Raw genomic sequence first — 16,415 nt, forward strand, 5'->3', positions numbered from 1 at the left:
TATGGAATTAAGTTAAATCTATGCCATTTACTCTTGGTCAACGCTGGATCAGCGATACAGAAAGCGAACTTGGATTAGGTGCCGTCGTGGCAATTGATGCCCGTATGGTAACGTTGCTTTTTCCTGCTAGTGGCGAAAACCGCCTTTACTCTAGCAGTGATGCCCCTATTACCCGAGTGATGTTTAATGAAGGTGATACCATTACCAGCCACGAAGGCTGGCAACTTCAAGTTGAAAGCATTGAAGAAGATAAAGGATTATTGACTTACATCGGCACACGTTTAGATACGCAAGAAACCGGTGTGAGCCTTAGAGAAGTGTTCCTCGACAGCAAGCTCACATTCAATAAGCCGCAAGATCGTCTATTTGCTGGGCAAATTGACCGTATGGACCGTTTCGCTTTACGCTTTCGTGCGCGCAAATTCCAAAGCGAGCAAGTCAAACATCAAGCGACAGGCCTACGCGGTATTCGTGCAAGTCTGATCCCACACCAATTACATATTGCCAATGAAGTGGGAAAACGCCACCATCCGCGTGTATTACTCGCTGACGAAGTCGGCTTAGGTAAAACCATTGAAGCGGGGATGATTATCCACCAGCAATTAATGGCAGGCCGTGCAGAGCGCGTCTTAGTTATTGTTCCTGATAGCTTACAGCACCAATGGCTGGTTGAGATGCTACGCCGCTTTAATCTGCGTTTTTCTTTGTTTGATGATAGCCGTTACAGTGAAGCACAGCATGATAGTGATAACCCATTTGAAACAGAACAACTCGTTCTGTGTTCACTGGATTTCGTCCGTCGTAACAAGCAGCGTTTTGACCAATTAGTTGAAGCGGGCTGGGATATGATGGTCGTCGACGAAGCTCATCACTTACAGTGGAGTGAGACCGCCCCGAGCCGTGAATATCAAGTTATTGAAACATTAGCTGAAAATATTCCTTCTATTTTGCTATTAACGGCAACACCAGAGCAACTTGGCCAAGAAAGCCACTTCGCTCGCCTGCGTTTACTTGACCCTAGCCGTTTTCATGATTACCAAGACTTTATTGCTGAGCAAGAAAACTACCGTCCTGTTGCTGATGCGGTTTCACTGTTGCTGTCGGGTGACAAACTGACTAATGACCAGCAAAATTTACTTAACGAATTAATCAAAGAACAAGATATCGAACCACTGCTAAAGGCTGCAAACCTTGAAGGTGAAGATGGCAATGCCGCGCGCCAAGAGCTGATCAACATGTTAATGGACCGCCATGGTACTAGCCGCCTGTTGTTCAGAAATACCCGAAATGGCGTCAAAGGCTTCCCTCGTCGTGAATTGCATTCGTTAAAAATGCCATTGCCCACCCAATACCAAACCGCAATTAAAGTGGCTGGTATTATGGGCAGTAAAAAAGACGTTGAAACACGTGCAAAAGAAATGCTCTACCCTGAGCAAATTTACCAAGAGTTCGAAGGTGAAAACGCCACGTGGTGGAACTTTGACCCGCGGGTTGAGTGGTTAATGGGCTTTTTGACCGCAAACCGCCATGAAAAAGTGTTAGTGATCTGCGCGAAAGCCGCAACTGCACTACAATTGGAGCAAGTGTTACGTGAACGCGAAGCGATTCGTGCTGCCGTGTTCCACGAAGGGTTATCGTTATTAGAACGTGACCGAGCTGCTGCCTATTTCGCCTCTCAAGAAGAAGGCGCGCAGGTTCTATTATGTTCTGAAATCGGTTCTGAAGGGCGTAACTTCCAATTTGCTAACCAGTTGGTGATGTTCGACCTGCCGTTTAATCCAGACTTACTTGAGCAACGTATCGGCCGTTTAGACCGTATTGGACAAAGCCGTGATATCAGCATTCATGTGCCTTATTTAGAAAATACCGCACAATCTGTATTGATCCGCTGGTATCACGAAGGCTTAGATGCCTTTGAACATACCTGTCCAACAGGCCGAGCTATCTACGATAAATACTACCAACCATTACTGCAATTTATGGCTGAACCGACAGTCACAGAAGGTTTTGATGATTTTATTAAAACCTGCCGTGCAGAGCATGACAGCTTGAAATTGCAATTGGAACAAGGCCGTGACCGTTTACTTGAAATGCATTCAAACGGTGGCGAGTCTGGCAATCTGTTGGCTGAAGAAATTGGTGAAGGTGATAACGATACCGAATTGGTTAACTTTGCACTCAATCTTTTTGATATTGTCGGTATTAATCAAGAAGATAAAAGTGATAACCTGATTATCCTCACACCTTCAGACCATATGTTAGTACCTGATTTCCCAGGACTTCCTCAAGATGGTTGCACCATCACGTTTGATAGAGAGCAAGCACTTTCTCGTGAAGACACGCAGTTTATTAGCTGGGAGCACCCTATTATTCGTAATGGTTTAGATTTAGTGCTATCTGGCGATACCGGCAGCTGTGCGGTTTCTTTATTGAAAAACAAAGCGCTGCCTGTTGGCACCTTATTGACTGAACTGATTTACGTTGTGGAAGCTCAAGCACCTAAGCACCTGCAAATTAGCCGTTTCTTACCCGCAACTCCGGTACGCTTATTAATTGATTTAAAAGGTAATAACTTATCATCTCAAGTTGAGTTTGAAAGTTTTAACCGCCAATTAAATGCCATTAACCGCCATATGGCAAGCAAACTGGTCAATGCAGTACAAAATGAGGTTCATTCGGTATTACGCTTATCTGAGCCAATGATCGAAAAAGAAGCCAAGGCATTGATAGAAAATGCAAAAGAAGCGGCTGATAAGGCGCTAACGTTGGAGCTTTCTCGTTTAGAAGCACTAAAAGCGGTCAACCCAAATATCCGTGATGAAGAACTTGATATTATTGAGGAAGAACGCCAACAACTGATGACTAATATCGACCAAGCTACATGGCGACTAGATGCGATTCGTTTAGTTGTGGTAACTCATCAGTAGCCGACTTGCTGTGAGTACGCTGTCGCTCATTCAAATAGCTTATTATTAGTAATTTGAATTATAGTAAGCGTAAACTAAAATAGTCACTTATTTCTCCCTCATCTGAGGGAGAAATTATTTAAAAGCTTCGGAGTTACACACGTTATGATGGAACCCTACCAACCTGCTGTTGAACCTTGGTTGCATATACTTTACCAAGATGATCACATCATTGTGGTGAATAAACCTAGCGGGTTACTCTCTGTTCCCGGAAAAGCGCCAGAGCACCATGACAGCATTATGAGCCGTGTTCAGCGTGATTTTCCCGCCGCTGAATCCGTACATCGGTTAGATATGGCGACAAGTGGCGTCATGGTTGTGGCACTGCACAAAAAAGCTGAACGCGAACTTAAACGCCAATTTAGAGAGCGTGAGCCGAAAAAATTCTATATTGCTCGTGTTTGGGGTCATTTAGAAAAAGAAGAAGGCTTGGTTGATTTGCCGCTAATTTGTGATTGGCCAAACCGCCCTAAGCAAAAAGTGTGTGTCGAAACAGGGAAATCAGCACAAACCGAGTACCAAGTTTTACAATATGAAGAACAAGCCACTCGCGTAAAGCTTTCCCCTATTACGGGTCGTTCGCACCAACTTAGAGTCCATATGTTAGCGTTAGGTCACCCTATCCTTGGTGATCGCTTCTATGCACACGATGAGGCCAAAGCGCTAGCTACTCGCTTACAATTACATGCTCAGGAATTATACATCACCCACCCTGAATACGGCACGCCAATGCATTTTACCTGCCCACCGGATTTTTAACGGTCTCTAATCGATTGATTAGATTTCAATATTACCAGTGCAGAAATTAACTCACTCTGTTTTTGCGCTGATTATTTTCCCGTTTGTTTTTACCCTAAGAACATACATAACTATGTAACTAGGGTGCGCGAGCGCAGCCAACAAAAAACGGGAGCGAAATAATCCATTTTAATTATTCCCCTGATTTCCCCTAAATAGTTCGTGATGCAGCTAGGCGGCAAGAGAGCAAATCCCTAGGAGCATACACAAGTATGTGACTAGGGTGCGCGAGCGCAGCCAACAAAGCGAGATTTTTTGGTTTTTCTTCGTTAACCTGATTTCCCTTAAATAGTTCGTGTTGCAGCTAGGCGGCAAGAGAGCAAATCCCTAGGAGCATACACAAGTATGTGACTAGGGTGCGCGAGCGCAGCCAACAAAGCGAGATTTTTTGGTTTTTCTTCGTTAACCTGATTTCCCTTAAATAGTTCGTGTTGCAGCTAGGCGGCAAGAGAGCAAATCCCTAGGAGCATACAACAAGTATGTGACTAGGGTGCGCGAGCGCAGCCAACAACGCTGCGGCGCGAAATATGACAGGGAAATTTATTTAAAGCCGAGCTCCTTCTTGACTAAGTCATAAGCTGCTTGGATAGACTGCGCCTTTTGCTTAGCAATCTCCATCATTTCTGGCGGCAAACCTTTCGCAACCAATTTATCTGGGTGATGTTCGCTCATTAATTTACGATAGGCACGCTTAATTTTTGTTGGGTCATCACTCGGGGACACACCAAGGACTTTACAAGCATCTTCAAGGGTTGGGCCATTCGATTGCTGATAATACCCTCCTGATTGCTGCTGAGAGTACCCTTGGCCAAATTGGCGACCACTTTGGATCATATCCAAGAACTGTTCAAACTGAACCTTAGAAATACCTAACTCTTCAGCAATAATAAACAGCACTTTTCTTTCGTTTGGGTGTAGCTGCCCATCTGCAAAAGCTGCCTGTAATTGAATTTCCAGAAACATCTGAATTAAGTCAAAACGGCCATAACAGGCCATACGTAATTGTTTTAATACATCACGTAATGGAAAGTTAGGGGATTTGCCTTCTCTAAATGCTTGTTGAGCCGCTTTTCGTGTTTCTCCGTGTAATTGCATTCTGTCCATTAAATTGGTTGCAAGCTGAATATCTGTCTCGGTTACACGGCCTTTGGACTTCGTTAAATGCCCCAAAATTTGGAAAGTGCTAGCAAAGAAAATAATTTGGCGATCACGCTTATTCATTCTCCCTGCAAATTTACGTTGAATCGATGCTTTATCAAAACCATGTCCAATAATTAACCCAATTAGCGCCCCCCAAAAACCCAATCCAGAGACGATTGCGAGTATAACGCCAATAATTTTGCCCCAATAGTGCATATATCCCTCAATTCTTCAATGCTCAAAATGCAATTTTGCATTATCATACTATTCATTCAGCTCTATGCATAACTACCCGCGCGTAAAGTTTCTTACATTATACTGGCGCAAAGTGGTTGGCTAAGTTAGTCTTTGAGCGTTTGCTGGCGATGCCAATGATGACGGAACCCCATATTTAATGATGAAAAAAAGCTATCCAACACTACTCGCCACCATGGTATGGGCGGCAATTTATAGTCAGCAAGCGCATGCTGACCTTGCACAGCAGTGTATGCTGGGTGTCCCTGTTTACACAAAACCGATTGTAAAAGGTGACCCTAACGACCTGCCGATTCACATTACCGCTGAAGATGTCCGTGGTGAATACCCGAATTTTGTTGAATATGAAGGTAATGTCGATATTCAACAAGGGAACCAAACATTAACCGCTGATAAGGTTAAACTCACGCAAACAGAAACTGCGGGTGAACTTCCTGTCCGTGAAGTAACCGCCACGGGTAATGTTCACTACGATGACCCACAAATTATCTTAAAAGGCCCTTCTGCGTGGTCTAACTTAGATAATAAAAACACTGATGTGAATGATGGTAACTACATGATGGTAGGCCGTCAGGGACGAGGTGACGCAACGAAAATGAAAATGCGTGGTGAAAACCGTTATTCTATTATGGAAAACGGCACATTCACGACCTGTTTACCCGGCAATAATAGCTGGAGCGTTGCGGGCTCTGAAGTGATTATCGACCGCGAAGAAGAAGTGGCTGAAATTTGGCATGCACGTTTTAAAGTGGGTGACGTGCCTATTTTCTATAGCCCATATATGCAATTGCCGATTGGTAATAAACGCCGTTCCGGTTTTTTAATTCCGACGGGAAGCTATTCAAGTAACGATGGGCTAGAGTTCTCATTACCTTATTATTGGAATATTGCGCCAAACTACGATGCCACGATTACCCCACAGTTTATGACCCACCGTGGTGTAAAATTAAACAATGAATTCCGTTATCTCATTGCTCCTGGTACAGGCACCGTGGCCTTTGATTTTCTAAATCATGACCGAGCTTATATCAAGGACAAAGAACGTGGTAAGCGTGAAGACCGTGATAGTGATGACCGTTGGTTATTCTATTGGCGCCATTCTGGGACTTACGCGGAACACTGGAACTTCAGCTCTGACTATACCAAAGTGAGCGACCCTAGCTATTTTACTGACTTTAGTTCCCAGTATGGTAGTACCACTGATGGCTATGCCACTCAAAAATTCAGTGCAGGTTATTCAGATACAAACTGGAATGCAAAAGTTACTCACAAACAATTCCAAATTTTTGCTGATAACCCCAACAAACGAGCTTATAAAGCAGAGCCACAAGTGGACTTCAATTATTATAAAAATAATTTAGGTGCCTTTGATGTGCATACTTACGCACAAGCTGCTCGCTTTACGAGTGTGGGGAAAAATAACCCTGATGCAACTCGCTTACACATCGAGCCAGAAGTAAACCTGCCATTATCTAATGGCTGGGCAAATATGAATAACAGTATCAAATTGTATGCGACTCATTACGACCAAGATATCCCACGCTCGAATACAGATAAAAGCTTAGAAAAAAATGTGACACGTGTTCTACCAATGTTTAAAAGCGATGCAAAAGTTGTCTTCGAACGAGACCTTTTCCAAGGTAGTGATTTCGTTCAAACATTAGAACCACGTGTCCAATATTTATATATTCCGTATAAAGATCAAGATAATATCAATAACTTTGACTCTTCATTGTTGCAGTCAGACTATAGCGGTTTATTCCGTGACCGAATTTACAGTGGCCTTGACCGTATCGCCTCTGCAAACCAGTTCACCACAGGTGTTACAACCCGCGTGTATGATGATGCTTTAGCTGAGCGGTTTAATTTCTCAGTGGGTCAAATTTATTATTTCGAACGCCCACGTGCGGGTGATTCAAATCGCCCAATTGATGATAAAAGTAACACTGGTTCATTATTGTGGGCCACCGACTCTATGTGGCGAATTGATGATAACTGGGGCTTGCGTGGTGGTTTACAATATGACCGCCGCCTCGGTAATGTCACCATGGGGAATGCGGTTGCAGAATACCGTTTAGATGCCGATCGTTTAGTTCAGTTGAACTACCGTTTCGTTGACCGCGATTATATTCAAGCGACCTTCCGTCGTGAAGATACTGCGAATGGCGGCTATACCTATACACTGCCTGAATACCAACGTGGTATTTCACAGGTGGGTACTGTAGTTAGTTGGCCATTAAGCGAGCGCTGGGGTTTTGTGGGCTCATATTATTATGATACCAAACAACAGCAACCTGCGAGCCAACTTGTTGGTTTGCAATACAATACTTGCTGCTGGGCGGTCAACCTTGGCTATGAACGTAAGATAGTTGGTTGGCAAAAAGAGAAGTTCAGCAGTGAATATGACAATAAATGGTCAATCAATGTGGAACTTAGAGGCCTAAATAACAATCATAGTTTAGGTAGTCAGAAGATGTTAGAAAGTGGCATTATGCCTTATCAACGTGCTTTCTGATAAAAATAACATAGAGTTACTGTCAATAACTCAGGTGCAGTTAGGCGACAAGTGACTGAGTCGCTAGGAGCATACACAAGTATGTGACTAGTGCGAGTGAGCGCAGTCAACAACACTGCAACTTGAAGTATGACGAGTAAAAAGAGATTAGCCCGCTTTTGCGGAATCAAAGTCAATATTTATAGGACCATTATGAAGAATTGGAGAACGCTTATTCTGGGACTGATGTTCGCAAGCTCCACTGCTTTGGCTGCGCCTCAGCAAATGGATAAAGTGGCTGCGGTCGTCAATAACGGTGTTGTGCTGGAAAGTGACGTCCAGAATATGATCAACACAGTAAAACTGAATGCTCAGAACGCACGTCAACAGGTGCCTGATGATCAAACTCTGCGTCATCAGATCCTTGAGCGTCTCGTTATGGATAACATCATTTTGCAAATGGCTAGCCAAATGCAAATCAATATTCCAGATGAAGCCGTGGATGCAACTATTACTGATATCGCTCGTCAAAACGGTTTAACACTACAGCAAATGCAACAACGTTTAACCGCTGATGGCATCAATATGAATCAGTATCGTAGCGAAATTCGTAAAGAGATGCTGATTGCTGAAGTGCGTAACAATGAAGTTCGCCGCCGAGTGACCATTTTACCTCAAGAGGTTGATTCTCTTGCTGAACAAATGAGCTCACAAGCAAATTATGAGATGGGCGTTAATTTAAGCCATATCTTGATTCCGTTAGCAGAAAATCCAACACAGGAACAACTAAAAACCGCTGAAGCATTAGTGGATAAAATTTTAGCTGAACTGAAAAAAGGCGGAGATTTCGGTAAGTTAGCTATCGCTTATTCAGCAGATCCTCAAGCACTGAAAGGCGGTAATATGGGTTGGTCACGCCTGCAAGAATTACCCGTTGTGTTTGCTGAACAACTGAAAAATGCGAAAAAAGGTGATGTTGTCGGCCCTATTCGCTCTGGTGTCGGCTACCATATTTTACGTGTTAACGATGTCAGTGGTGGCAGCCAACCTATTTCTGTCACAGAAGTGAAAGCACGCCACATCTTGATTAAGTCATCACCAATTATGGATGATGCACAGGCAAGACAAAAATTAACCAAAATTGCTCAGGAAATTCGTTCAGGCAAAATCTCATTTGAAGATGCAGCAAAAGAAAATTCTGAAGACCCAGGTAGTGCGTTAAAAGGCGGTGAATTAGGTTGGAATATGCCTGATATCTATGACCCAGCTTTCCGCGATGCGCTAATGAGACTGAATAAAGGTGAATTAAGCCAACCTGTTCAATCAAACTTTGGATGGCACCTAATTCAATTAGAAGACACACGCAACGTTGATAAAACAGACGCGGCGCAAAAAGATCAAGCTTACCGTTTACTGTTTAATCGTAAATTTAACGAAGAAGCACAAAGCTGGATGCAAGAACAACGCGCTTCTGCTTACGTGAAAATGGTTGATGGTCGTGACAGCCAATCTACAGATGAAAAAACAAATTAATCCTATTGTTATCACCCCCGGCGAGCCAGCCGGGGTTGGTCCAGACCTACTTATTCAGCTAGCTCAACAGCAATGGCCTGTTGAGTTGGTTGCTTGTGCCGATCCTGATTTATTACTCCAGCGTGCCAAAGCGCTAAATTTGCCTCTGACATTAACTGAATATTCCCCCAATTCAATTAATGAAGAACAGCCTGCAGGTCACTTATCCGTTCTACCTGTTCATTTAGTAACGCCTGCAAAGGCAGGTGTACTTAATGTTGATAATGGCCAATATGTTGTGGAGAGCTTAGCAAAAGCATGTGACGGCTGTTTAAATGGCGAATTTTCAGCGCTTGTAACAGGTCCCGTACATAAAGGGATTATTAATGATGCAGGCATGTCATTTAGTGGTCACACGGAATTCTTTGCACAACGAAGTGGCTGTGAACGCGTTGTTATGATGCTAGCTACCGAAGAACTGCGTGTTGCATTAGCCACAACGCATCTGCCACTCAAGGACGTGTCGGCCGCTATTACCCAACAAAGCCTTCATGAAGTCATCACCATTTTACACCATGATTTACAAACCAAATTTGGTATTGAAAAACCGGCCATCTATGTTTGTGGTTTAAATCCACATGCAGGAGAAGGCGGCCATATGGGTACCGAAGAAATTGATACTATAGAGCCTGCACTTGAAAGCCTACGTACAAAAGGGATTAATTTGATTGGACCATTGCCTGCAGATACCCTATTTCAAGCTAAGTATTTAGACCATGCAGACGCAGTGTTAGCAATGTATCACGATCAGGGCCTTCCTGTGTTAAAATACCAAGGTTTTGGCAGAGCAGTAAATATCACTCTCGGCCTGCCTTTTATCCGTACCTCTGTCGACCATGGGACAGCCCTTGAGCTCGCGGGGACGGGTCATGCTGATGCGGGAAGTTTTATCACCGCATTAAAGTTAGCTATCCAAATGACATCTAAGAATACATGAATAATCGAGTCCATCAGGGGCACTTTGCCCGCAAACGTTTCGGGCAGAACTTTTTAACTGACCAATTTATTATCGACAGCATCGTGGATGCCATGAACCCGCTGCCAGGTCAGTCCATTGTAGAAATTGGTCCCGGCTTAGGTGCCTTAACCGAACCTGTCGGTAGCCGAATCGATAAAATGACCGTAGTTGAACTTGACCGTGACCTTGCTGCACGTTTACACGTTCATCCTCAACTAAAAGATAAATTGACTATCATTCAGCAAGATGCAATGACAGTAGATTTTGGTGAATTAGCCAAACAAGCGGGCCAGCCCCTGCGCGTTTTTGGTAACTTGCCTTACAACATCTCCACACCGTTAATGTTTCACTTATTCACATTCACCAATTCTATTTCTGACATGAATTTCATGTTACAAAAAGAAGTGGTGAATCGTCTGGTTGCAGGACCAGGTAGCAAAGCTTTTGGGCGCTTGAGTGTTATGGCGCAATATTATTGCAACGTGGTGCCTGTGTTGGAAGTACCACCAACCGCATTTACACCAGCGCCAAAAGTAGATTCAGCCATTGTTAGGTTGATTCCTCATCGTGAAAACCCGTATCCGGTAAAAGATATTAAATTTTTAAGCCGTATTACCACACAAGCTTTCAACCAACGCCGTAAAACGATTCGTAATAGTTTAGGGGATTTATTCAGCGTTGAAGAGTTAACAGAACTGGGTATTGATTTAAGCACCCGAGCAGAAAATATTTCTGTTGAACAATATTGTAAAATGGCAAACTATCTCTCTAACCGTTCAGAATAGTCTGTTGAAGGAGGCACTATGCTTAATGAGCCGAATGTAAGCATCCAAGTTCAGAGTGTCTATATAGAAAGCCAATCTCAACCCGATATTGCGAGATATGTGTTTGCTTACACTATCTGCATTCGTAATTTAGGACGAGAGCCTATTCAATTAATGAGCCGTTATTGGCTCATTACTAACAGTGATGGCCATAAGACCGAAGTTCAAGGTGAAGGCGTGGTTGGTGAACAACCGCTTATCCCACCAGGAAAAGAATACCGTTATACCAGTGGCGCAATCCTTGAAACACCAATGGGTACAATGGAAGGTTATTATGTGATGATAAGCACACAAGGGGACAGTTTCCACGTTGATATCCCTGCTTTTCGTCTTGCTATCCCAACACTGATTAATTAATTATGTCGACATATTTAGTAGGTGATATTCACGGTTGTTATCGTGAGCTCCGTGACTTGATGGAAAGCGTCCATTTTGATCCAACCAAAGACACACTGTGGTTAACAGGCGATCTCATTGCCCGCGGAACTGAATCACTGCAAGTTTTACGCTATGTAAAAAGCCTTGGTTCTGCCGCACGTTTAGTGCTTGGCAACCACGATCTCCATCTGTTAGGAATTTACTGTAAAATTAGTCGTAACAAGCCGAAAGATCACCTCGATGAGTTATTACATGCACCTGATCTTGACGAACTGATCAATTGGTTACGTCGCCAACCTTTATTACAAATTGATGAAGAAAAAAAGATCTTGATGACTCATGCAGGTATAACACCACAATGGGATATCGAAACAGCACGAATGTGTGCAAGGGAAGTTGAAGCCGTGCTGTCTAGTGATGCATATCCATTATTCATCGACTCCATGTATGGTGACATGCCAAATAACTGGTCTGAAAGCTTAATGGGGCTAGCTCGTTTGCGTTTTAGTACCAATGCCTTAACACGCCTGCGCTACTGTTTTCCAAACGGACAGCTAGATATGATTTGCAAGGAAAACCCTAAAAAAGCGCCCGCTCCGCTAAAACCCTGGTTCGATCTACCCAGTAAAATTCCTGAGGATTACTCAGTGTTTTTTGGTCACTGGGCATCCCTTGAAGGGAAATGCACTCCTGATAACGTTTATGCTTTAGATACGGGTTGCTGCTGGGGAGGGGAATTAACGCTATTCCATTGGGAAACTAAGCAGTACCACCAGCAAAAGTCATATCAAAAAAGCCGTAAAGAGTAATTTTTTGCCTAGTTAATTGCAAGTTATAGCAAAATGGCGCAATTAAGCGCCATTTTTGCATTCTAACTAAAAATTAGTCTCTTTTAGTTAAGATCTCAAAACAATAACCATGGGTATTGTTTTCGTCAGCTTCATGGTATTCGGTAAAAATAGAATCCCATTCATCAGGCTCATAAGCCGGAAAATGAGTATCTCCGATAACTTCAGCATCAACGTGAGTCAAATATAATTTATTCGCTAGCGGTAAAAATTGTTGATAAACTTTACCACCGCCAATTACCATCACCTCTTCAACATTTTCAATTGCTTGCGCTGCAGCCAATGCTTCTTCAATTGACGTTACCCAAATAACATCAGAATCAGTACCAGGAGCACTACTTAATACAATATTCACACGTTGTGGCAATGGGCGCCCAATTGATTCATAGGTAACACGGCCCATGATAACCGGTTTGTTTAACGTATTTCGTTTGAACCACGCTAGATCCCCCGGCAAATTCCAAGGCATCGCTTTTTCCATGCCGATAACCTGATCGATCGCCATTGCTGCGATTAAGCTAATATTCATCTACTCACCTTAGAAACAAGATATAAAAATTGAGCACACTATACGGAAAGAGAATTGCTTCGTCGACTAAATTTAAACTTCCTTAAACAGGTTTGAATCACTTATACTCGAATTGATAAACTTATGACTAAAAATAACATTTAAAAACAAAATGAACCCTCTAAGACCAGTCTAAATATGAGTGTCATTAGCAGGTCATTTTTATTTACCAACATTGAACGGGAAAAGAGATTATAACATGTACGAAACGAGTATTATGGTTGCGACCATCGCTGCACTCGGTATGCTTTCTCCAGGGCCAGATTTCTTTTTGATTGTTAAAAATTCAGCACGCTATCAACGCTCTGCCGCATTAATGTCTGCATGTGGTGTGATAGTCGCTATCGCTTTGCATATGTCTTACTGTGTTGCAGGCCTCGCTGTCTTGATTACAACTACGCCTTGGCTGTTTAATATCTTAAAATACGCGGGTGCAGCCTATTTAATTTGGATCGGTGTCAAAAGCTTACTTCCGCAATCCGGCCATAGCGTTGATCTAACAACCAGTAAACACGAAATTGTTTCATTCAAAAAAGCCTTTATGCAAGGTTTTCTCTGTAATGTATTAAACCCAAAAGCCACGCTGTTCTTTTTAGCGGTTTTTACCCAAGTGCTAGATATTAATTCCACTGTTAGCGAAAAGCTGTGGTTTGCCTTTATTATTTGGGGTTTAGCCGTCATCTACTGGCCTATTTTAGTGTTTTTAATCCAAAGTGCCCCTGTAAGAAAAGGCCTAGCAAAAGTGCAAAAATATGTTGATAAGGTTCTCGGCGTTGTATTAATCGCCTTTGGTATTCGAGTGGCGCTAAGCTAGCTTTGTCAACAACCTAAAGCAGGCTAAATGCCTGCTTAAGGTTGTTGACAAAGCGGGATAAAAGCGTGGTTTTTCCCGCTTTGTGTTATCAGCCGAAAATCAATAAATTGATTTTCCTAGTTTATTTTCAAAACCTATTCGACTTGCCGCCAAACATAATATGTTTGTCAGCAGTCTGAAGCAGGCTAAATGCCTGCTTATTGGATATTCAATATTGTTGTAATACGAATTATTGCATGGTGTCTTGCGGTGCAACAACCAACTGCCCTACAGACCCTAAATCCGCCTTCTCTAAATTGTGGCTATAAAATAAGAACGGGAAATGGTTATAGGACGGTTGCATCATTTGAACTAATAATTCAACTCGGCTATCAACCCACACTGTATCTTTCCAGCCATAATCTTCTGGCGGTGTTGGTTTACCATTACGGTTTAAGACCTTAAAGCGCACACCTTCAATATGAAATGCTTGCGGTTCATTCGTCGTCACAACCCAACGCTCCCAATTGCCTTGGCGGCTTGAAAAATCAACCCTGTTTGTATCAATAGTCGCATTGTTAATACCAAAACCATCATTAAGGTGAATATTACGTTGTGTAATACTGGATGTGACTTGCGTTTTATCTTCAACTAATTGTGCCGGTAAACCATCCGTTACCAATGACATTAATCCAGTTGCCTTGATAGTTAATACATTGGTTGAAATTAAGCTATTCGATGGTTCAAATAGCCCTTTTAAACGGTCCATAAAGGTAGCCGACTCGCCCGCAGTAATGGTTAACTCTTGCGTTTTCGCCATATCAATCAAGACTTCACGCCGTTCCCCCGGTGCTAATGGGAGTTCCTGAACACTAACAGGTACAGTTAATAACCCTTGATCAGATGCAATCAATGAAAATGGGCGACCATCACTGATTTTCATTACATAATAACGGGAGTTCGACGCATTTAATAATCGTAGACGTACCCACCCTCGAGAAACTTCAATGTATGGATTTTGTACGCCATTAACCAGTAATGAATCGCCTAAAAACCCGTTTTCATCGGCTTTGTATTCAGGGACGCCAAAATTATCTAAACGCTTATCTTGAATAATGACAGGAAAATCATCAACACCATAGTGTTTAGGTAAACGCAGGTTTTTCGTCACATCATCTTCGATGATCCACATCCCCAATAAACCATTGTAGACTTGCTCGCCCATTTTCCCTTGAGTATTTGCATGATACCAAAGCGTTGCTGCATTTTGACGTATCGGGATCACTGGAGACCAGTCCGCATTAGGTGAAATTAACCTTGCCGCTCCACCAATTTGTGTTCCTGGTATTTGCAACCCGCTGATTGTCATCGAAACGGCTTCAGGTAAGCGATTACTATAAATAAGCTTAATATCATCGCCATTTTTTACTTTGACTGTCGGCCCAGGGGAAGAACCATTTACTCCCCAAATATCGGCTGAATATTTTCCATCATAAGACCAATGAATTTTTTGTAATGTTAAAAATAATGGCTGTCCAGACCGTGATTCTAATAATGGTGGCACAGGTAAAGCTGTCGCCCCCTCTGCATTTGCATAAATTGGCACATAGGACAAACATAGAGCCACCCCTGCCGCTATCAGGGCTTGGCATCGATTGAATGACATAAATTCTCCGCTAAACAAAAATTCCAGCGCATTTTATTATTTAGTATTGTAGATTTTCAGCCTATAAAATGGCTAATTTATGATTGGACCCAGCAATATAACAACTTAGATACAACAATTTAAGGTCGCAATAATTTGTAAGCCATGATATCGCGAAAAAAGGCTAAATTCTAAAAATATCTAGCAAATGTGTAAAAATATAATTAATAAGATTATAAATAGTAAGGGTAAGTAATTAAAAAAGGAAATAAGACAGGTAGGAAACAATAAAGTCAATTTATGCTGTATTCAACCTAAAAGAATGAGCAATATTTGTATATTGCCCATTTTTAAATAAATTCAATGAATTAAGTTATTTGCCTTGTTTTGCCATTTCTTCGACTTCGAGATCGAGTTCTTTTATTTTGGCTTCCATTAAAGCATGGCAATGCTCAGATAACTCCCTCACTTGCTCTCGGCTATAAAGCGATGTATCAATAGGGTCTAGCATTTCAATAATGACAGTACCGTTATTCCAACGGTTTAACTTAATTTTACCTTGTGTACTAGAAACGCAAACAGGCACAATCGGTACCCCTGCTGCAATCGCTGCATGAAATGCCCCCGTTTTAAATGGCAGTAAACCACGACCACGGCTGCGAGTACCTTCAGGAAACATCCACACAGAAATTTTACGTTTTTTAATCTGGTCAGCAACTTGCGTGATTGTGTTATGGGCTTTAGAGCGATTAGCGCGGTCAATTAAAATATTACCCGTTATCCAATATAAAAAGCCAAAAAAAGGTATATAAACCAAGCTTTTTTTACCAACGGTTACCGTTCTTGGTAATACCCCATTTGACATAGTCACCATATCGTAATTGTTTTGGTGATTACCAATATAAATACTCGGGCCATAGCTCTTAGCTTTCTCGGGTACACGATTTATAATGTTAATCCCAAAAACGACTGATAACCGCCCGAACATGTGACCAAATGTCATTACGTGTTTTGGGTTACGAGGGCTAAATAGACAGTAAATCCCCCCCCCTACACACACCGCAATCGTATAAATAATAACAATGATCGCTCTAATAAGCGCTAACATACTAACCCCAAATTGTAAGAAGCTTTTCAGCTCCATGATGAATATTATCTACTTATAAACCTTTTGAA

13 protein-coding genes are annotated in these 16,415 nt (G+C 42.3%); 9 read left to right on the top strand and 4 right to left on the bottom strand.

Going from position 1 to position 16,415, the window contains the following annotated elements; translation table 11 throughout:
• Positions 1-20: 20 nt before the first annotated feature.
• Together rapA and rluA are read left to right on the top strand one after the other, a co-directional pair.
• Positions 21-2,927 (top strand): RNA polymerase-associated protein RapA, encoded by a 2,907-nt coding sequence (gene rapA / locus P3L40_RS17185; protein WP_004257655.1) that lies wholly within the window; start codon positions 21-23, stop codon positions 2,925-2,927.
• Positions 2,928-3,071: 144 nt separating this feature from the next.
• Complete coding sequence (rluA, locus tag P3L40_RS17190) at positions 3,072-3,725, top strand: bifunctional tRNA pseudouridine(32) synthase/23S rRNA pseudouridine(746) synthase RluA (RefSeq protein ID WP_196732548.1); 654 nt, start codon at positions 3,072-3,074, stop codon at positions 3,723-3,725.
• A 579-nt stretch (positions 3,726-4,304) separates the two neighbouring features.
• Here rluA and djlA read toward each other — a convergent pair.
• Positions 4,305-5,120: a co-chaperone DjlA gene (gene djlA, locus P3L40_RS17195; protein WP_004257658.1), complete on the bottom strand. Its 816-nt coding sequence runs from the start codon at positions 5,118-5,120 to the stop codon at positions 4,305-4,307.
• A gap of 178 nt (positions 5,121-5,298) precedes the next feature.
• On the opposite strand from djlA, the gene lptD reads away from it, so the two are divergent.
• From lptD to apaH, 6 genes are all read left to right on the top strand, one after another.
• Positions 5,299-7,674: an LPS assembly protein LptD gene (gene lptD / locus P3L40_RS17200; RefSeq protein ID WP_153674097.1), complete on the top strand. Its 2,376-nt coding sequence runs from the start codon at positions 5,299-5,301 to the stop codon at positions 7,672-7,674.
• 192 nt (positions 7,675-7,866) lie between these two features.
• Positions 7,867-9,186: a peptidylprolyl isomerase SurA gene (surA, locus tag P3L40_RS17205; protein ID WP_094961104.1), complete on the top strand. Its 1,320-nt coding sequence runs from the start codon at positions 7,867-7,869 to the stop codon at positions 9,184-9,186.
• Positions 9,170-10,162 carry a 4-hydroxythreonine-4-phosphate dehydrogenase PdxA gene (gene pdxA / locus P3L40_RS17210; RefSeq protein WP_094961103.1) on the top strand — a complete coding sequence of 331 codons (993 nt, stop codon included), beginning with the start codon at positions 9,170-9,172 and terminating at the stop codon, positions 10,160-10,162. The genes surA and pdxA overlap by 17 nt, the downstream gene beginning before the upstream one ends.
• The gene (rsmA, locus tag P3L40_RS17215) at positions 10,159-10,968 is read left to right on the top strand and encodes a 16S rRNA (adenine(1518)-N(6)/adenine(1519)-N(6))-dimethyltransferase RsmA (RefSeq protein WP_004257672.1); all 810 of its coding nucleotides are present in this window, start codon (positions 10,159-10,161) and stop codon (positions 10,966-10,968) included. Before pdxA ends, rsmA begins: the two co-directional genes overlap by 4 nt.
• 18 nt (positions 10,969-10,986) lie before the next feature.
• Positions 10,987-11,364: a Co2+/Mg2+ efflux protein ApaG gene (gene apaG, locus P3L40_RS17220; protein WP_004257676.1), complete on the top strand. Its 378-nt coding sequence runs from the start codon at positions 10,987-10,989 to the stop codon at positions 11,362-11,364.
• A gap of 2 nt (positions 11,365-11,366) precedes the next feature.
• Positions 11,367-12,194: a bis(5'-nucleosyl)-tetraphosphatase (symmetrical) ApaH gene (gene apaH / locus P3L40_RS17225; protein ID WP_036958002.1), complete on the top strand. Its 828-nt coding sequence runs from the start codon at positions 11,367-11,369 to the stop codon at positions 12,192-12,194.
• A 73-nt stretch (positions 12,195-12,267) separates the two neighbouring features.
• Here apaH and folA read toward each other — a convergent pair whose 3' ends face one another.
• Complete coding sequence (gene folA, locus P3L40_RS17230; RefSeq protein WP_004257684.1) at positions 12,268-12,762, bottom strand: type 3 dihydrofolate reductase; 495 nt, start codon at positions 12,760-12,762, stop codon at positions 12,268-12,270.
• 238 nt (positions 12,763-13,000) lie between these two features.
• Here folA and P3L40_RS17235 point away from each other — a divergent pair, with 238 nt between their 5' ends.
• The gene (locus P3L40_RS17235; protein ID WP_136134328.1) at positions 13,001-13,615 is read left to right on the top strand and encodes a LysE family transporter; all 615 of its coding nucleotides are present in this window, start codon (positions 13,001-13,003) and stop codon (positions 13,613-13,615) included.
• 229 nt (positions 13,616-13,844) lie between these two features.
• Here the strand turns inward: P3L40_RS17235 and ftsP are convergent, their stop codons facing one another.
• Positions 13,845-15,260: a cell division protein FtsP gene (ftsP, locus tag P3L40_RS17240; protein ID WP_004257690.1), complete on the bottom strand. Its 1,416-nt coding sequence runs from the start codon at positions 15,258-15,260 to the stop codon at positions 13,845-13,847.
• 352 nt (positions 15,261-15,612) lie between these two features.
• Positions 15,613-16,347: a 1-acylglycerol-3-phosphate O-acyltransferase gene (locus tag P3L40_RS17245; RefSeq protein ID WP_036958188.1), complete on the bottom strand. Its 735-nt coding sequence runs from the start codon at positions 16,345-16,347 to the stop codon at positions 15,613-15,615.
• Positions 16,348-16,415: the final 68 nt, after the last annotated feature.

The sequence above is a fragment of the Providencia sp. PROV040 genome, assembly GCF_032706145.1.
Classification (GTDB): domain Bacteria; phylum Pseudomonadota; class Gammaproteobacteria; order Enterobacterales; family Enterobacteriaceae; genus Providencia; species Providencia hangzhouensis.